The sequence below is a fragment of the Sorangium sp. So ce1335 genome (assembly GCF_051521615.1).
GTDB lineage: Bacteria > Myxococcota_A > Polyangia > Polyangiales > Polyangiaceae > Sorangium.
The window spans coordinates 10,326,176-10,344,277 of record NZ_CP150363.1 but is presented as its reverse complement, the minus strand read 5'-3'; the positions used below and the strand labels follow the sequence as shown (position 1 = coordinate 10,344,277).

Genomic DNA, 18,102 nt, shown 5'->3' with positions numbered 1-18,102 from the left:
GCTGAACGACGCTGACGGTCGCTGAACATCGCTGATCGTTGCTGAACGACACTGAACATCGCCGGGCGTCGTTGAACGTCGCCCGGCGACGCTGAGACAAGGCAGGTGTTTCCATGTCGATGTGCGCGGGTTTCACGGGCTCACGGGCGTGGATGGGCGTCGCTCTGGCCGTCGCCCTCGCGGCGTGCGGCGGCGACGACGAGGCCGGGGGCGCAGCGGGCGGCGGGGTCCAGGCCGCGGTCTCCTATTACAGGGACGTCAAGCCGATCCTGGACGCGAGGTGCGCCGGGTGCCACAGCGGCGGCGGCATCGCGCCGTTCTCGCTCGAGGGCCACGAGGCGGCGGCGACCTGGGCCCCGCACATCAAGCGGGCCGTCGTCGATCGCACGATGCCCCCGTGGCCGGCGGACAGCGGCTGCGCCGATTACGTGGGCGATCGCTCCCTGTCCGAGGCGCAGATCCAGAAGATCGCCGCGTGGGTCGACGGCGGCGCGGCCGCGGGCGACCCGGCCGAGGAGGGCCCGCCGATCGAGGCGCCGAAGAGCAGCGCGCTCGAGCGGGTGGACCTGACCCTCGAGATGCCGGTCGAGTACACCCCGCAGGCGGCGCCCGACGATTACCGCTGCTTCATCATCGACTGGCCGGAGGAGAGCACGCGCTACGTCACGGGCTTCCAGGTGAGGCCCGGCGAGGAGCGCATCGTCCACCACGTGATCGCCTTCATGGCCGCGCCGGAGCACCTCGAGACGCTCGACGCGCTCGACGCGGCCGACCCGGGCCCCGGCTATACCTGCTTCGGCGGGCCCGGGCTCAGGCTGGGCTGGCTCGGGGGCTGGGTCCCCGGCGCCGGGAGCCTGAACTTCCCCGAGGGGACGGGCACCCGGATCGAGCCCGGCTCCCGGCTGGTCGTGCAGGTCCACTACAACACGCTCTCGGCGGGCAAGCTGCCCGATCGCTCCGCGATCGACCTGACGCTCGAGAGCTCGGTCGAGCGGGAGGGCTCCACCCAGCCGTGGGCGAACCCGGCCTGGCTCGTCGGCGACTCCATGCTGATCCCCGCCTTCGAGGCCGACGTCGCCCACCGCTGGGGGACGGATCCCACCCGCCCGCTCTCCGACGGCGAGCCGATCGAGCTCCACATCGCGGCCCTCCACATGCACACGCTCGGCCGCCGCGCGCGGCTGGAGATCGAGCGCGCCGACGGCAGCTCGGAGTGCGTGCTCGATATCCCGCGCTGGGATTTCCACTGGCAAGGTAGTTATACGCTCGCCGCGCCCAAGGTGCTCAATCCGGGCGACAAGCTGTCGGTCGAGTGTCACTGGGACAACACGCCGGAGAACCAGCCGATCGTCGACGGGCAGCCGCGCGTCCCGCGAGATGTTGTGTGGGGAGAGGGCACGAACGATGAGATGTGCCTCGCCACCTTCTACATGACCGGGCGCTGACCTCCGCCGCGCCGCGCCGCGTCGCGGCGGAGATCCAGCCCACGCGCGCGACTTGACACCTCGCCGGGGCGGCGATTCTGCACATTGCAGGACAGATGGACTGCCGCCGCGCGTCGCGCGGTATCCTGCGTCCTCGTCGACTTCGACGCGGAGCTTCTCCCCGCGAGGCGGGTATAGTCTCCCGGCAAGGACGGGCGCGTCACGTCACCGTGAAACACAGCTCAGCCTCCACCCTCTCGCAGGCCGCCCTCCGGCCCGGCGGCACCGACACATGGCCGCGGGCGGCGGACGCGCCGCCGCCGAGCTTCATCCCGCCGAGCCGGGTCGAGGAGTACCGCCTCATCCACAAGCTCGGCAGCGGCGGCATGGGGGACGTCTACCTCGCGCACGACACGCTGCTCGACCGCATGGTCGCGGTGAAGTTCATCCGCGCGGCGTCGGCGGACGCCGGGGTGCGCGCGCGGCTGCTCGCCGAGGCGCGCGCGGCCGCCCGCATCCAGCACCCGAACGTCGTCGCCGTCTACCGCGTCGGCGAGCTCCGCGGCCAGATGTTCATCGTCTCGGAGTTCGTCCGCGGCGAGAGCCTCGATTGCGTCGACGTGCCGATGCCGTGGCAGCGCGTGCTCGAGCTCGGCGCGGGGCTCGCGCGCGGCCTCGCCGCCGCCCACCGCCGCGGGGTGCTGCACCTCGACATCAAGCCGGGCAACGCGGTGCTCACCGAGGAGGGCGAGGCGAAGCTGCTCGACTTCGGCCTCGCCAAGCTCCTCGATCCGGCCGCGCGCCCCGAGGCGGACGAGCCGCTCGACGGCGAGATCGTCCGGACCGCCGAGATGGCGGCGCGGCTCCTCGACGCGACGAAGCACGTGAGCGGCGGCACGCCCCACTACCTGCCGCCCGAGCTGTGGCGCGGCGACCTGGCGACGCGCCGCTCGGACGTGTACTCGCTCGGCGCGCTGCTCTTCGAGCTCTGCTCCGGCGCGCCGCCGCACGGCGACGTCGACCCGCAGGATCTCCCGCGCGTCGCCGTGAGCTACCGGCCGCGGCCCCTCGCCGTCCTCGCCCCGGGCATCGACGCGCGGCTCGCGATGGTCATCGAGCGGTGCCTCGAGATCGACCCCGCGGCCCGCTTCGCCTCGGGCGACGAGCTGCGCGACGCGCTGGAGGAGCTGCTCGCGCGCAGCCGGCACGCCGCGATCGCCCCGGAGGGCAACCCCTACCGCGGCCTGCTCGTCTTCGACCTCGAGCACCGCGCGGTCTTCTACGGGCGCAGCTCCGAGACCGGGACGATCCTCGACCGGCTGCGCTCCGAGCCGATGATCGTCGTGGCCGGCGACTCGGGCTCGGGCAAGTCGTCGCTCTGCCGGGCCGGCGTGCTCTCGCGCGTGCTCGAGGGCGGCCTCGGCGGCGCGCGCGACTTCCAGGCGGCCATGATGGTGCCCGGCCGGCACCCGCTCGCCGCCCTGGCCGCCGCGCTCGAGCCCGTCCTCGAGGCCCCCGCCGAGCACATCGCCGCGGCCGTGCGCGCGGCCCCCGGCTCGCTCGTCCGCGACCTCCGGGCGCGCCTCGGCGAGCACGCCGGGCTCGTGCTGTTCGTCGACCAGATGGAGGAGCTCGCGACGCTGAGCAACCCGGCCGAGGCGGCGCTCGTCGGCGAGGTCCTCAGCGCCTTCGCGGCGCGCTCGCCGTCGCTGCGCCTGCTCGCCACGGTGCGCGGCGACTTCCTCGCGCGCGTCGCCGGCATCTCGGGCCTCGGCGACGAGATCGAGCGCGCGCTCTACCTGCTCCGCCCGATGACGGCGGACAAGCTCCGCGAGGCGATCACCGGGCCGGCGCGGGCCAAGGGCGTCGCGTTCGAGTCCGACGCGGTCGTCGACGCGCTCGTCGAGTCGACCGCGCGCGCCGAGGGCGGCCTGCCGCTGCTCCAGTTCGCGCTCGCCGAGCTGTGGGACGCCCGCGCCGCGCCCGACGCGCCGCTCAGCAGCGCCGATCTCGCGCAGATCGGCGGCGTCGAGGGCGCGCTCGCCCGCCACGCCGATCGCGTGCTCGGCCGCATGCCGCCCGCGGTCCACGCGGCCGCGCGGCGGCTGCTCGGCGCGCTCATCACGCCGCAGGGCACGCGGGCGCGGCGCGCCGAGGCCGAGCTCGCGCAGCGCTGCGGCGACGAGGCGGCGCGCGCCGCGCTCGACGCGCTCGTGCAGGGGCGCCTCGTGTTCGCGCGTGAGGGCGAGCAGGGCACCGTCTACGAGATCGCCCACGAGGCGCTGATCCACGGCTGGGGGACGCTGCGCCACTGGCTCGAGGAGCAGCGCGAGCAGCGCGCGATGCGCCAGCGCCTCGAGGCGTCCGCCGCCGAGTGGGAGCGGCTCGGCCGGCGCCGCGACGCGCTCTTCAGCGCGCGCCAGCTCAAGGAGGCGAAGGGCCTCGATCCGGGCGACCTGCCGCCGCGTGAGGCGGCGTTCCTCCGGGCGTCGCGGCGCGCCGTCCTGACGCAGCGGGCGATCCGGTGGGCGCTCGCCGTGGGGGTGCCGCTCGTGGCCGCGCTGCTCTACGGCGCGCTGGAGCTCAGGGCCGTGCGCCAGCTCGCTGCGCGGGCGGACCGGAAGATCCAGGAGGCGACCGTCACCGCGTCCGCCGCGGCGCGCGAGAGCGCCGCGGCCGAGGCGCTCGCCGCGGAGGCGATCTCGGCGTTCGACGACCGGCGCCGCGACGAGGGCGAGGCGCTCTGGGAGCGCGCGCGCCGGCGCGCCGCCGAGGCCGAGGGGCTGTACCTGCAGGCGAGCCAGAAGCTGGAGGGGGCGCTCACGCTCGACGGCACGCGCGCCGACGCGCGCGCGCGGCTCGGCGACATCCTCTACGAGCGCGCGCTCGCCGCGGACCGGCGCGGCCACACCTCGCTGCGCGACGAGCTGCTCCAGCGCATGACCACCTACGACCCCGACGGCGCGCGCCGGCAGCGGTGGAACGCGCCCGCCGAGGTCGCCATCGAGACCGACCCTCCCGGCGCGGAGATCACGATCGAGCGGTACGAGAGCGACGCCGACGGCCGCCGGCACCTCGTCGACCGGCGGCTGCTCGGCGCGACGCCCCTCGCGGACATCTCGCTCGCGCAGGGCTCTTACCTGCTCACCTGCGAGGCGCGGAATCGCACCATCGTCCGCTATCCATTCCTCGTCCGCCGCGGGGAGTCGCTGCGGCTCTCCGTCCCGCTGCCGCCCGTCGGCGACGTCCCGCCGGGGTTCATCTACATCCCGCCGGGCCGGTTCCTCTTCGGCGCCGCGCTGGACGACATGTACCGGTGGGCGTTCCTCTCCACCGTTCCGCTCCACGAGATCAGCACGGGCGCCTACCTCATCGCGCGCCACGAGACGACGTTCCAGGAGTGGCTCGACTACATCGAGGCGCTCCCGAGAGAGCCCCGCGGCCGCCCCTCGATCCAGGCGGGCAACGGCGCCATGACAGGCGCCCTCGGGCTCCGCCAGCTCCCGAGCGGTGTATGGCAGCTCACAATTCAGCCCACGGTGCAAGCCTACACGGCGCGCGCCGGGGAGCCGCTCGTCTATGGCGCGCGGGCGGTGCGAGCGCACCAGGACTGGCTTCGCTTTCCGGTCACCGGCATCTCGTTCGCGCAGGCCACCGAGTACGCCGCGTGGCTCCACAGGACGGGCCGTGTCCGCGGGGCGCGCCTCTGCACCGATCACGAGTGGGAGCGCGCGGCGCGCGGCGCCGACAGCCGCATCTTCCCGCACGGGGACAGCCTCTCTCCCGGAGACGCCAACTTCGATGAGACCTACGGCAAAGAGAGCTCCACGATGGGTCCGGATGAGGTCGGCTCGCACCCCGCCTCACGTAGTCCCTTCGGCGTCGACGATATGGCCGGGAACGTCCTCGAGTGGGCGATTTCTTCAATAGAGGTTGATAAAGTCCTTTTACGCGGCGGCGCATACCTTTACGATCAAACATCGGTCCGGAGTGACAATCGGACCGTCGTCGACGGCACCTTCCTCGATCCGGTGATCGGTCTCCGCATCTGCGCCTCGTTCCCACCACCGCCGTGAAGGCGAGGGGGATGCGCGGCGCCACGGCGGCGCCTCCAGGCCGCGTGACACGCGCGGCCGGGGCCCGGGAGCCGGAGGGGAGCTCGTCGACGCAACGGCGTCTCGGTGTTCGGCGTCAGCTTCGGGAGGCGATCATGGTGCAGCGAGGGGTCCTGGCGGTGGCGATGGTCGGGCTCTTGTCCCTTGGCGGTGGGTGCGCCGCGGAGATGGGCGGCGAGGAGGGTGGGGAGGAGACGGCGGAGACCGCGCTCGCCCTGCGGGCGCTCAACACCCTCGCTCTCAACGGCACGTACCTGAACGGGTTCCAGCTCAACGGGGTGCGCTTCAACGGGGTCCGCTTCAACGGGGTCCGCTTCAACGGCGTCTCGCTGAGCGCGACGACGCTGGTCGGGACGCGCGCGAGCGACGGCCGGCCCGTCCGCGGGGCCGACTTCATCGGCGCGGACCTCGAGGCGGTCCTTGACGACCGGTCGACGATCACCGTCCGCATCACGAACGTCGTCGAGCGCAGCGGGATCTCGTACTACACGGTGAAGCACCCCGCCGGCGGCGGCGCCTGGGCGAACATCTGCGGTGAGGGCCTGGAGGCGATCCCGGTGCGCGGGACGTGGGACGCGGCGACCGGCGCCTACGCGGACGACGGGAGCAGCTTCACGTTCGGCTGCCAGGGCGCGGCGATCGGGAAGTGCGCGGAGTGGGGCTACGGCGCGGGCGCGACCCTGGCGGAGTGCCGCGGAGGCGCCTGCGAAAGCCGGGATCTCTCGTACCTTCACCAGGCGTGCGTCCGCCTCGTGCGCGCGGACTACTGCGGCGACGGCGTGCCGCACACGAAGACCGGGACGGCGATCGACGTCTGGGACGCGCTCGGCATCCAGAGGGAGACCGAGGGCTCCGGGATGAGCCTCGAGGCGGAGTGGACCGTGGGCGGCGCCGCCTGCATCAAGCACACGCGGTGGAAGGGCCTCGGGGCGAGCAACCCGGACCGCGACTACATCATGGCGCATTGCCCGGAGCGGTGGGCCGGGAGCGACCCGAGCTGCGGCGGGGACACGTCGACGTTCCACGTGGCGAACGGCTTCACGACGCCGCTCGGCCAGCGGCGCCTGCTGCGGAACGCGTCGTTCACGGGCAACGTGAGCCTTCAGTAGGCCGCGGCGCGGGCGCCAGCGCGCGGTGGCGGCCGCGCCCCGGCGGGAGTGCCGGAGGGAGCGCTCACGGGCAGCGCGGCGCCGTGTACTCTCCGCTGGGATCGGCGTCCCAGATCGAGGAGTCCAGGGTGACCCGGAACCGCACCTCGGCCTCGTCGATGGCGAGGATCTCGAGCGTGCCCGGGCCGAAGCTCCCACCTCCCCACGGGCAATCGTCCGGTCGCGGCGAGTAGGGCTCGCCTGTCTCGCTCATCATGCTGTACTGGACGAGCGCGGGGTCCTCCAGGTCATAGACCCCGACTTGCTGGTAGGCGCTCGGCAGGACGATGCTCAGCGACCAGTGCCCGCCGCACGTCAGCTTGGTTGTCGGCGAGCCGCACGACACGCCGAGATCGGACGCGCGGAGAAAGAGGTCGTTGGGATCGAGCTCCGTGGCGCCCCCCCCGGTGCTCCCGGTCCCGATGTCGTCCTGGTTTGCCCAGTACTCGTCCCAGAGCACGTCCATCTGAGCGCGCGTCAGCGCGACGGCCGGCAGCGCGTCGCCCGGCCCGCCGCCGCCGTCCGACCCGCCGCAGCCGTCATGTCCCACCGAGATGCCCTCTCCCGACGGCGCGACGGGGTCGGTCGCGCCGCCGTCGTTCGTCCCGCCGTCAACGAAGCCCACGTTGCAGGCGGTCAGCAGGAGGGGCATCAAGATACAGAGCGTCGAAGCGTGTTTTCTCATGGCGATCCACCAATGCACGATGGGCGCCAGCGCCAGGGCAGAGAGAAACCGCGGCAAACGGCGGCTCGAAGCGCGGAGTGTGCCACGTGTGTGCCAGCGTGCGCCGTGACGCACCTGCGCCAGGCAGGCATGCCGCCGTAGCCCGAAAGGCGGCCGGGATCTGCGCCGCGGGCGGAGCGTGGGCCAACGTCAGGACGCGAAGTCGCCAGGAGCGAGGACGCAAAGGCGCCAGGGAGCGCGACGGTGCAAGACAGCCGGTCTCCTTGCCTCGGAGTCCCTGCGCGCTCGAGGTGGCCTCTCTCCGGATTGCAGGACGGACACGGGGGTCGGGGGCGCTGTGCGTCGTTCGATGTGCCGGTGCCCTGGCGAGACGGGCCCCGCGTGGGCGCTGCCGGAGATGCTTCATCACATCCGGCGGCCCTCTGGGTCGTGGTGCGTTGCATGGATACACCGGGACCTCGACAATCGCAGCGCGTGATCAAAGGCTCGTCTCCCGGGCATATGCCCCCACGCGCAGAGCCACGCGCAATGCACGTGTAACGCTGACGTAAGAATCTTGCTTGATCATCTTTGCTGATGTCTTGCGGCCCCTCCGGCCGCTCCAAGGAGAAATTTATGCGTCTTAACAGCTTGCTGAGCTACGGCTCGGTCGCGATCGCATGCTGCCTCCTCGCCTGTGGCGGCGAGTCCTACGATGACGACGAGAGCGTGGCGCTGGAGAGCGACCCCAACAGCCTCGACGCTGCCATGTCGGCGAGAATCACGATGCAGTCGCAGTGGTCGGGGGGGTACTGCGCGAACGTGATCGTGACGAACGGGGCCACCCCGGTCACCTCGTGGCGCGTGGTCGTCGCGCTCAACGGCGCCAGGCTCGCCAGCGCGTGGAGCGTGACACCCACGTCGTCGAACGACCAGTTCACCGCCGTCCCCCTGGACTGGAACGCCGCGCTGGGCGCGGGGGCCACGACGCAGTGGGGCTTCTGCGCGAACGGCGCCGGCACGCCCACGATCGCGTCGGTCACCGGCAGCGGGGCGGGCTCGACCTCGGCGAGCTCGAGCAGCAGCGCGTCGAGCAGCAGCGCGTCGAGCAGCAGCGCGTCGAGCAGCAGCAGCTCCTCGGCCAGCTCCGGGGCCGGCGGCTTCGGGGGCGGCGGCGGCGCGGGAGGCGCGGGCGGTGGCAGCGGCGGCGCAGGAGGAGGCGGCGGCACCCCGGGCGGGAGCTCGGGGCTCCCGGTCCCGCCGGGCGGCAATGTGCCGAGGCCGTCCGGCGCGCCGGGCAACCTGGTCGTGCTCAACTGGGCGGGGTTCCGGGGCGCCGTGTCGTACAGCTTCGACGACTCGAACTCGAGCCAGATCCAGAACTACGACGCGCTGAACGCGCTCGACGTGCCGTTCACCTTCTACCTCCAGACCGGCAAGAGCGAGTCGAACAACGCGGTGTGGCGGAGGGCGCTGGCGGACGGGCACGAGCTCGGCAACCACACGAAGAGCCACTCGAGCAACGACAGCGGCGCCGACACGGACGCCGCGACGCAGTTCATCCAGCAGACGTTCGGCATCAGGCCGTACACGATGGCGGCCCCGAACGGCTCGTCGGTGTACACGAACATCGCGCGGACGCGCTTCCTCATCAATCGCGGCGTCGCCAACAACCTCATCGGCCCGAACGACTCGACCGATCCGTTCAATCTGCCAAGCTACATTCCCCCTGCCAACGCCTCCACGGGGGTGATGGACGAGCAGGTCACGAGCGCGCGGTCGGCCGGGAGGTGGCGCACCTTCTGTATCCACGGCTTCACCGGCGGCAGCGACGGTGCCTATCAGGCCATACCGCTCCGGGCCTTCCTCGATCACGTCCAGCACACCAAGAACCTCGGCGACGTGTGGATCGACAGCGTTGTCAACGTCGGCGCCTACTGGCGCGGCCAGAAGGTGCTCTCGTCGGTCACGCCCGCGACGTCCGGCAGCGACAGGACGTGGAGGTGGACGCTGCCCGCCAACTTCCCGCCGGGCAAGTACCTGCGCGTGCGGGTGGACGGCGGGACGCTCAAGCAGAACGGCGTCGCGCTCACCTGGGATCCGCACGGCTACTACGAGGTCGCGCTCGACACGGGCTCGCTCACCCTGTCGCCGTAGCCGATCGCGCCTCGTCGGCACCTCCCTCAGGATCGCGCGCGATCCTGCCGACCCCGGCCGGGCGGACCCGGCCGGGGGCCCCTCCCGACCTCCCTGCGAGCCTCGACGCGGCCCGGACGCGCGACTATCCATCCCGTCATGGAAAGCTCGCCGCGCGCGCTCCGGTGCGGACTCGCCCTGACCACCTCGATCGCCCTCGCCTGCGTGTCGGGCTGCGGAAAGGACGTCCAGCAGCCCTCGCCGGAGCGCACGCCCGGCGCCGCTCAGGAAGGAAAGGCCATGTCATTCCACGACTTCACCATGAAGACCATCGACGGACAGGACCGCTCCCTCGGCGACTACCGGGGCAAGGTGCTGCTCGTCGTGAACACCGCATCGGAGTGCGGCTACACGCCGCAGTACGCGGGGCTCGAGGCGCTCCACGATCGCCTCAAGGATCGCGGCTTCTCCGTCCTCGGCTTCCCGTCGAACGATTTCGGCGGGCAGGAGCCGGGGACCGACGCCGAGATCGCCGCCTTCTGCTCGACGAAGTTCGGCGTCAGCTTCCCCATGTTCTCGAAGATCCCGGTCAAGGGGGGCAACAAGCACCCGCTCTATGCCTTCCTCACGCGGTCCGCGCCCGGCGGGGAGGCGCAAGAGGTGAAGTGGAACTTCACCAAGTTCCTGATCGGCAAGGACGGGTCGGTGATCGCGCGGTTCGAGTCGTCCGTGGCGCCGGACGACCCGAAGCTCACGCAGGCGATCGACAGCGCGCTCGGCGGGTGAGCCCCGGCGTCCGCGGGGCCGACGCGGCGCCGGGCCCCTGGCCTGCGCGGGGGCGGGACAGAAAAACCCGCCGATCGGATCGAAAGCCGCGCCCTGTCGGCAGGGCATGAAAGGCGGTACTCCCTGGCGGCAGGCGGTCCGAGCGACCGTCGGCCAAGGAGGATGCGTGATGAAGACGCACGATCACGGGCAGCACGCAGCGGGCTTCGATCGCGAGCGGGCGCTGAGCTACGACGCCAATGTGCACCGGATGTGGGCGGCCTATGGCGCCATGTACCAGATCGTCGCCGAGGTGATCGCCGCAGCGCTCCCCGAGACGGAGGCCGCGTCGCTGCTCATGGTCGGCGTCGGGACCGGGAGCGAGGTGAAGCCGCTCGCGCGGTACGTGGGGGCCGGTGTCCGGTTCACGGGCGTCGACCCCTCGCCGGAGATGCTCGCCGTCGCGAGAGAGAAGCTCGCGGCGGAGGGCCTCCTCGAGCGGACGAGCCTGCATGCCTGCGAGCTGCGCGATCTCGAGCGCGGGCCCCTGTTCGACGGCGCCCAGATGATCGGCGTCCTGCACCACCTCCCGGGGGACGAGGCGCGCCTCGAGCTCTTGCGGGAGATCGCCGGGCGGCTGAAGCCGGGGGCGCCGTTCGTGATCGGCTGTCGGGTCGGAAACGACCCGCTGCTGAGCGCCGTCGAGGAGCGGCGGATCATCGCGAATGGGCGGCGCTCCGAGGCGGTGGAGCAACGACGGAAGGCCATGGCGTCGTTGCGTGTCCCGGCCTCGGATGACGAGGTCTTCGCGCTCCTGGCCCAGGCAGGCCTCGTGGCGCCTCGCCTGATCTTCGGCGAGCTGCACATCAAGGTCTGGGTGACGCGCCGCGAGCCGGCGTGATCGTGGCGCGAGCGTGCGCGGCGCACGCTCGCGCGCTCGGCGGCGCAATGGAGTCGCTCAGCTCTTCGCCGCGTCGAGGATGGCCGCGGCGTGCTCCTTGGGATCGACCTCGAGCCACACCTGCTTGATCTTGCCGTCCTTGCCGATGAGGAAGGACTGGCGCGAGGCGAAGTCGTTGCGCATCGGCACGTGGAACGCCTTCGAGACCGCGCCGTCGACGTCGACGACGAGCGGGAAGGGGAGATCGTATTTCTGGATGAAGGACTGGTGGCTCTGCGCGTCCTGGGTCGAGACGCCGTAGACCTCGAGCCCCGCGGCCTGGAGATCGGCCCAGCCGTCGCGCAGGCCCTTGGCCTGGACGGTGCAGCCCGGCGTGTCGTCCTTGGGGTAGAAGTAGACGAGGACCTGCTTGCCTTGCAGGCTCGAGAGCTTCACCTGCCTGCCGTCGTGGAGCGTGAGCGTCACGTCGGGCGCGGCGTCGCCGGGCTTGAGCGGGGCGGCCTGGGCGGCCCCGGAGACGCCCGCCTGCGCGGGCTTTTCGGCCGCCCCGCCGGGCGCGCCGGCGGGCTCGTTGCAGCCAGCGGCGAGGGCCAGCGCCGCGAGCGCGAGGCCGAGGGGGGAGGCGAGGTGCGTTCGGCTCTTCATGGCGCGCATGGTCCCACCGGCCCCAGGGGACCGCAAGCGACGTTGCACGAGGGACTCTGCCGCTGCCGAGGTTGACGGGGCGACGCTGACGCTGGCGAGTTGTCGAAGGGGGTCCTGCCTGATGAATGGAGAAGAATTCGAACCACAGAGGCACAGAGGCCACAGAGGGCAGAGGAGAGCGAAAACCTCTCTACCTCTGTGGCCTCTGTGGCCTCTGTGGCCTCTGTACCTCAGTGGTTCCTTTTCTGATGACAAGGACGCGTGTCGTCGGAGGGGGCGTCACCCCGGCGCCGCGGCCAAGCGAGCGATGCAAAACGTCCTGACCGAAAGCTAAGGTGCCACCTGACGCGCGGTCCACGCTATACCTGCGGTTGCCATGCGATGGACACCCGGGAAACGCAGTGCGAACCTCCAAGACCTCCGCGGCGTCTCCGGCGGAGCGAAGATGGGCATCGGCGGGACGGTGATCCTGCTCGTTCTCTCGCTCGTCTTCGGCAAGGATCTCCTCAGCTCGGGGCTCGGGCAGGGCGTCTCGCTCCCCGGCGCCCAGACCGAGCGGGCGAGCTCGCCCGAGGAGGAGCGGCTCGTCGATTTCGTTTCCTTCGTCCTCGATGACACCGAGGCGGTGTGGAAGCAGGTGTTCAGCCGGGATGGGCAGACGTACCCGGCGCCGAAGCTCACGGTGTTCACCGACTCCGTGAGGTCGGGCTGCGGCATCGGCGAGGCGGCGATGGGGCCGTTCTACTGCCCGGCGGACCGGACGGCGTACATCGATCTCGGATTCTACCGCGAGCTCAAGGCGCGGTTCGGCGCGCCCGGCGACTTCGCCCAGGCGTACGTGCTCGCCCACGAGATCGGCCACCACGTGCAGAACGTCCTCGGGATCGAGCGCCGCGTGCGCCAGGAGCAGCGAGCGAACCCCCGCGAGCAGAACGCCCTCTCCGTGCGGATGGAGCTCCAGGCGGATTGCTTCGCCGGCGTGTGGGCCAACTCCACGGCGAAGCGCGATCTGCTCGAGGCGGGCGACGTCGAGGAGGCGCTCCAGGCCGCGTCCGCGATCGGCGACGACCGGCTGCAGAAGTCCGCGACCGGCAGGGTCAACCCGGAGACGTGGACGCACGGCTCGTCCGCGCAGCGGGTCGCGTGGTTCAAGCGCGGCATGCAGGGCGGCCGCATCGCGGACTGCGACACGTTCGCGGAAGGCTCGCCGTGAGAGGGGAGCCCGCGCCCGAGATGGCCTGATCCCCGGGCAGGGAAGCGCTCGCCCGAGACGGCCCGATCTGTCCGCGCGCGCCGCCGGGCCGGATCCGCCGCGGCGCGCAGGCTCCGCTTGTGTTCAAGACGACCCCGAAGAGGCCGCGTCGGGCGGGCGCGATCGCGTGATTCCGCCCCCGGGACCTGCGGGGCGCACGGCGCGTGAAGAGCGGCTCGCGACAGCTCCGGCCGACGGTGTACCCTGCTCGCCCGCCGATGGTCTCGCCGTACGGTGCCGTTCGCCCCCCGCCGCAAGGCCGCTCCCTTCGCGATCGTCGTCGCGCGGAGGCGCCGTGAGCTCGCGCCTGCCGTCCGACGGCTGGACCGCCGCGCCGCGGTCGTTGGCGGAGGTCATCGAGGACAGCCTCCCCCAGATCGAGGTGCGCCTGCGCCCGCGCGCCATCGCCACCGTCGTCGCGCGCGTCACCGCCGACCTCGGCGACGAGGAGCACCCGGCGCCCGCGCTCCTCGCCGCGCTCGCGCGGTGCGCCGACGGCGCTGTCGCGGAGGTCGACAGGCTGCGCAGCGCCGAGTCCGCGCTCGTCGTCGCCTACCAGTCGGCCGCCACGCCCGCCGAGCGGCGCGAGCTGCTCGCCAGGCAGCTCCGCGTCTGGGCGCGCGAGCGCACGAAGGGCGGCGTCTCGCTGCTCGGCTGGGCCGCCGGGCGCCTCGAGCAGGCCGGCGATCTGTCGGCGCTCGGCCGCAACCTCGACCTCGAGGCGGCGCAGGAGCGCTTCGCCACGAACATCGCCGATCGCCTCGACGAGATCGAGGTCGCTTACCACGCGCTCACCCACCTCGCGCAGCACCTCGACGACCCGGCCGACGCGCTGCACGTGGTCCGCGACGGCGGCGTGCTCCGGCTCGCCATCGCGCACGCCGAGCCGAGCCGCCCCGCGCCCGTCCGCCGCGCCGCCCTGCTCGCCGCCGTCGCCCTCCTGCACCGCATCCCGGCGCGCGAGCGGCTCGGCCACCTCGGGCTCGACGCCGCCCGCTCCGTGCTGGCGTGGTCGCGCGGCGTCGGCGCGTCCCGCTGGGTGCAGATCGCCGCGCTCGAGATCGGCGTCCTGCTCTTCCCGGACGAGGCGTACTCGCTGCTCGCCGAGCGCCTCCGCGCGCGCGACCGCGCGGACAAGGACGGGCCCATCCTCCGCCGCAACGCCCTGCGCCTGCTCGGCGAGGCCGCGCGCCCCTCGGCCCCGGTGATCCCGCTCGACGGCGCCCGCGCGGGGCGCCGCGCCGGCGGGGCCCACGACGCGCCCCTCTGGAACGGCGCGCAGGCGGGCCGCGGAAGCAGGCCGGGCGTCGCCCCGGGGGACGCGGCGCCGCGGGGCCCGGAGAGCGCCGGCGGTCCCGAGGGCGCGGGCGGCCCCGAGGTCCCGGGCGGCCCCGAGAGCGCCGAGATCCCCGGGAGCTCCGAGCCGCCCGACGAGCCCGCGCCCGACTCGGCGCCGCGGCTCAGCGCTGTGCCCGCGGGCAGCGCGCAGCCGGCCCGCGCTGCGCCCGCGAGCGCGGACCCGCTGGCGATCGCGCTCATCACCCGCGACGACCCGAGCGAGCACGTCCGCCAGGAGCTCGTGCGCCAGCTCGTCGCGCTCGGCAGCGCCGACGCCCTCGCCGCGCTGGTCGAGCTCGCGGAGGCGGACGGGTCGCCGCGCGTCCGCGGCTACGCCATGCGGGAGCTCTCCCGCCACGCGACCGACAGCGCGGACGCCGCCCCGTTCGCCGAGCGCGCCGTGCGCCACGCCCTCACGAACCCCGGCCCGCCGCTCGCGTCCCGCGCGGCGCTCGAGGGGGTCCGCACGCTCTGCGCCGGGCCGTACGCCCCGCTGCCGCCGACGACGTTCGTCGACCTGCTCGCCGAGTTCGCGAGCCGCCCGGCGATGACGCCGGACCTGTCCGACGAGGCGGCCGCCGTGCTGCGGCTGCTCGAGGTCGAGAGCCGCCCTGTCGCCGAGCACATCCGCCAGGCCCTCGTCGCGGCGGCCTCGGAGCTCCTCGAGGGCGAGAGCGCGCCGGTCGAGATCCCGCGCGACGCCGAGCCGCGGGACATCGAGCGCGCGCTCGCGGTCGCGTCGCGCGGGGACATGACCTACACGCTGCGGCGCCGCGGCCGGGGCCGGTACGTGCTCACGCGCGGCGAGCCGCGCGGCTTCCGCCTCTGGCGGCTCGTGCACGAGCTGCGCACGCCGATGCCGGACAAGCGCAAGGGGTGGATCCACACGAGCGGCCGCCTCTTCGCGGGCGAGCTCGTCGCGCCGCCCGTCGGCATGGCGGAGGTGACGCCCACGCGCGTGCCGGGCGAGCGGCACGTCTACCCGCCCGTCGGCGGCTGGGGCCCGTTCGTGCCCCGCATCGACGATCTGCTCGCCGCCGCGAGCCTGACCCAGCGCGAGATCCGCCTGATCACGGCGCGCGGCACGGTCACGGTGCGCGCGCCGGAGAAGCTCGCGCACCGGCTGCGCGCCCGCGCCCTGCTCACGCTGCGCTACGACCGCTACGCGCAGGCGCGCATGCGCGCGCTCGTGGCGCAGGAGCCGGCGGAGCAGAAGAAGTTCACGCAGATCACGACCGAGCTCGGCTTCACCGTCTCGCTCGGCGACACGGGCGGCGACGTCGGCGGCCGGCCGTACGCGATCGAGCCGCACCTGCCGGGCAAGTTCCTCGCCGTCGCGCTGCCCTCGGCGCTCCAGCTCGGCCGCGACTGGCTCGCCGGCCCGTCGATGCCGGTCTGGATCGACAGCTTCTTCTCGTACCTCGTGTCGCCGGCGGGCAACGTCCCGACGCAGCTCGCGTGGATCGTGTTCCTCGTCCTCGCGTACATGGTGCTGCGGGCCGCGTGGATCATGACGCAGATCGAGCGCGCGCGGCGGGGCATCCCGCTCACGATCGGTGGCTGGGGCACGCGCGGCAAGAGCGGCTCGGAGCGGCTCAAGGCCGCGCTCTTCCACGCGCTCCGCTACGACGTCGTCGTGAAGACGACCGGCTGCGAGGCGATGTTCATCCACGCCATGCGCGACCTGCCGGCGCAGGAGATCTTCATCTACCGCCCGTACGACAAGGCGACGATCTGGGAGCAGCGGAACATCCTCGCCGCCGGCAGGAACCTGCGCGCGCAGGTGTTCCTGTGGGAGTGCATGGCGCTCCAGCCGCTCTTCGTGGACACGCTCTGCTCCGAGTGGATGCGCGACGAGATCACCACGCTGACGAACGCCTACCCGGATCACGAGGACATCCAGGGGCCGGGCGGCGAGGACGTGGCGCGGGTGATCGCGCGCTTCATGCCGACGGACGGGCTGTCCTTCACGACCGAGGAGCAGATGCTGCCGCTGCTCAAGGACGCGGCGCAGCGCAAGGGGACGAACCTCGTCGCCATCCCGCCGATCGACGCGGACCTCCTGCCGGTCGATCTGCTGGACCGGCTCCCGTACCAGGAGCACCCGCGCAACGTGGCGCTCGTGCTGGCGCTCGCGGACCACTTCGGCGTCGATCGCGAGTTCGCGCTCGTCGAGATCGCGGACCACGTGATCCTCGACCTCGGCGTGCTCAAGACCTACCCGACGGTGCAGTACCGGGGGAGGAAGCTCACGTTCTCGAACGGGATGAGCGCGAACGAGCGCGCGGGGTTCATGTCGAACTGGACGCGGCTCGCGTTCGACAAGCACGACATCGACGCGACGCCCGGCAAGGCGACGGTGATGGTGGTGAACAACCGCGCGGATCGGGTCGCGCGGTCGCGCGTGTTCGCGCAGATCATCGTGGAGGACATCGGGGTCGATCACGTCGTGCTGATCAACTCGAACCTCGGCGGGATGATGCAGTTCATCACGGAGGGGCTCGACACGCGGCTGCGCGACATGGTGATCACGGGCGACGGGGGCAAGGAGCGCGCGCTCGGGCGCTTCGACGAGCAGATGAAGAAGGTGGGCATCCCGGCGCGCGCTGGCGCGTTCGAGGACGATCTCACCCGGATGCTGCGCGCGCTGCCGACGATCGACGAGGCGGCGGCGGCGGCGATCGTCGGCAGCCCCGAGGTGGCGGGGAAGAAGGGCGAGCCCGAGGCGATCGAGGCGGCGGTGAAGAAGGCGCTGGAGGCGCACGCGCCGCCGGCGGGGGAGGACGACATCCGCCCGGACATCGTCCACCACGCGGCGCGGCTGGCGCGGCGGCTGGCCCGGCGCGACAAGGCGCGGGCCGAGGTGGAGGCGGCGCTGTCGCGGGGCGCGGACGCCGAGGCGAACCAGGCGTTCCGGGCGGCGTTCCGCGAGCTGTTCCTGGAGCGGATCGCGGTGCTGTGGAACGCGGACGCGAAGGGCGACAAGGTGATCGACTTCATCACGCGCGAGATCCCGCCGGGGTTCGACGCGCGGCTGATGGGGTCGCAGAACATCAAGGGGACGGGGCTCGACTTCGTGTACCGGTGGCTGTCGATGGACCGGGTGCGGACGGCGATCGAGCGGATGCAGAGCAACCCGTCGGCGCGGCGCGAGGTGCTGACGTTCTTCCTTTCGTACTCGGACTTCGGGCTCATCGACCTGCGCGAGGCGCTCGCGGCGGTGCGCGCGGCGAAGGAGCAGGGCGGCGCCGAGTGGGCGGAGCACGCGAACCTGATCGACGGGGCGATCCGCAGGCTGGAGGCGCTCGACAAGGAGAAGACGGCCGCGCTCGTCGTGACGGGCAAGACGGGGCTCGGGACGAAGGTGCTCTTGCGGATCGAGCAGTTCGTGGATCACATGGACTCGGTGCGCCGGACGCGGTGGGCGAAGATCGTGATGGACGACCTGTTCGCGATGCGCGTCGGCCACGGCCAGGCGGCGCTCATGCTGCGGGAGATCGTGGGGCGGCAGAAGGGCGGCTGGCTGGCGAAGGATCTCGCCAAGTGGGTCGAGAAGCGCAGGGCCTGGCTGGAGAGCCGGCGGAAGAAGAAGGCCGAGGCGGCCGCGCCGCCGCCGGGGGCGGCGCCGGCGGAGCAGGGGTGAGCGGGCGGGCTGGGCGAAGAGGAGCCGGCGGAGTAGCGGTCGGCGACGTCGGATCCGGGGGCAGGCCCCTC

At 72.7% G+C, this 18,102-nt stretch carries 10 protein-coding genes and 1 pseudogene; 9 read left to right on the top strand and 2 right to left on the bottom strand.

What is annotated here, in order from left to right; translation table 11 throughout:
• Positions 1-113: 113 nt before the first annotated feature.
• The 3 genes from WMF24_RS38665 to WMF24_RS38655 all read left to right on the top strand — a co-directional run bounded on the left by WMF24_RS38665 (position 114) and on the right by WMF24_RS38655 (position 6,648).
• Complete coding sequence (locus WMF24_RS38665) at positions 114-1,445, top strand: monooxygenase (protein WP_437732462.1); 1,332 nt, start codon at positions 114-116, stop codon at positions 1,443-1,445.
• Positions 1,446-1,654: 209 nt separating this feature from the next.
• The gene (locus WMF24_RS38660) at positions 1,655-5,500 is read left to right on the top strand and encodes an nSTAND1 domain-containing NTPase (RefSeq protein WP_437732461.1); all 3,846 of its coding nucleotides are present in this window, start codon (positions 1,655-1,657) and stop codon (positions 5,498-5,500) included.
• A gap of 134 nt (positions 5,501-5,634) precedes the next feature.
• On the top strand, positions 5,635-6,648 hold the full coding sequence (locus WMF24_RS38655) for an ADYC domain-containing protein (protein WP_437732460.1): 1,014 nt from the start codon (positions 5,635-5,637) through the stop codon (positions 6,646-6,648).
• 64 nt (positions 6,649-6,712) lie between these two features.
• Here the strand turns inward: WMF24_RS38655 and WMF24_RS38650 are convergent, their stop codons facing one another.
• Positions 6,713-7,372, bottom strand: coding sequence for a hypothetical protein (locus WMF24_RS38650; RefSeq protein ID WP_437732459.1), 660 nt, complete (start codon positions 7,370-7,372; stop codon positions 6,713-6,715).
• Positions 7,373-7,948: 576 nt separating this feature from the next.
• On the opposite strand from WMF24_RS38650, the pseudogene WMF24_RS38645 reads away from it, so the two are divergent.
• From WMF24_RS38645 to WMF24_RS38630, 4 genes and pseudogenes are all read left to right on the top strand, one after another.
• Positions 7,949-8,338: pseudogene (locus WMF24_RS38645) on the top strand (cellulose binding domain-containing protein); the annotation flags it as partial.
• Positions 8,339-8,659: 321 nt separating this feature from the next.
• Complete coding sequence (locus WMF24_RS38640) at positions 8,660-9,508, top strand: polysaccharide deacetylase family protein (protein WP_437738906.1); 849 nt, start codon at positions 8,660-8,662, stop codon at positions 9,506-9,508.
• A gap of 138 nt (positions 9,509-9,646) precedes the next feature.
• Positions 9,647-10,273 (top strand): glutathione peroxidase, encoded by a 627-nt coding sequence (locus WMF24_RS38635; RefSeq protein WP_437732458.1) that lies wholly within the window; start codon positions 9,647-9,649, stop codon positions 10,271-10,273.
• A 169-nt stretch (positions 10,274-10,442) separates the two neighbouring features.
• Positions 10,443-11,153, top strand: a complete 711-nt coding sequence (locus tag WMF24_RS38630) for a class I SAM-dependent methyltransferase (protein ID WP_437732457.1) — start codon at positions 10,443-10,445, stop codon at positions 11,151-11,153.
• A gap of 57 nt (positions 11,154-11,210) precedes the next feature.
• On the opposite strand, the gene WMF24_RS38625 is transcribed toward WMF24_RS38630, so the two are convergent.
• Positions 11,211-11,798, bottom strand: coding sequence for a peroxiredoxin (locus WMF24_RS38625; RefSeq protein ID WP_437732456.1), 588 nt, complete (start codon positions 11,796-11,798; stop codon positions 11,211-11,213).
• Between the two features lie 376 nt (positions 11,799-12,174).
• Here WMF24_RS38625 and ypfJ point away from each other — a divergent pair, with 376 nt between their 5' ends.
• Together ypfJ and WMF24_RS38615 are read left to right on the top strand one after the other, a co-directional pair.
• A complete protein-coding gene (ypfJ, locus tag WMF24_RS38620) occupies positions 12,175-13,011 on the top strand; it encodes a KPN_02809 family neutral zinc metallopeptidase (RefSeq protein WP_437732455.1) in 837 nt (278 codons plus the stop codon).
• Between the two features lie 334 nt (positions 13,012-13,345).
• Positions 13,346-18,031, top strand: a complete 4,686-nt coding sequence (locus tag WMF24_RS38615; protein WP_437732454.1) for a capsule biosynthesis protein CapB — start codon at positions 13,346-13,348, stop codon at positions 18,029-18,031.
• Positions 18,032-18,102 lie beyond the last annotated feature (71 nt).

Coding starts and splice junctions, on each gene's coding strand:
- WMF24_RS38635 (WP_437732458.1), top strand. CDS start 9,647: ATGGAAAGCTCGCCGCGCGCGCTCCGGTGCGGACTCGCCCTGACCACC.
- ypfJ (WP_437732455.1), top strand. CDS start 12,175: ATGCGATGGACACCCGGGAAACGCAGTGCGAACCTCCAAGACCTCCGC.
- WMF24_RS38665 (WP_437732462.1), top strand. CDS start 114: ATGTCGATGTGCGCGGGTTTCACGGGCTCACGGGCGTGGATGGGCGTC.
- WMF24_RS38630 (WP_437732457.1), top strand. CDS start 10,443: ATGAAGACGCACGATCACGGGCAGCACGCAGCGGGCTTCGATCGCGAG.
- WMF24_RS38650 (WP_437732459.1), bottom strand. CDS start 7,372: ATGAGAAAACACGCTTCGACGCTCTGTATCTTGATGCCCCTCCTGCTG.
- WMF24_RS38655 (WP_437732460.1), top strand. CDS start 5,635: ATGGTGCAGCGAGGGGTCCTGGCGGTGGCGATGGTCGGGCTCTTGTCC.
- WMF24_RS38625 (WP_437732456.1), bottom strand. CDS start 11,798: ATGAAGAGCCGAACGCACCTCGCCTCCCCCCTCGGCCTCGCGCTCGCG.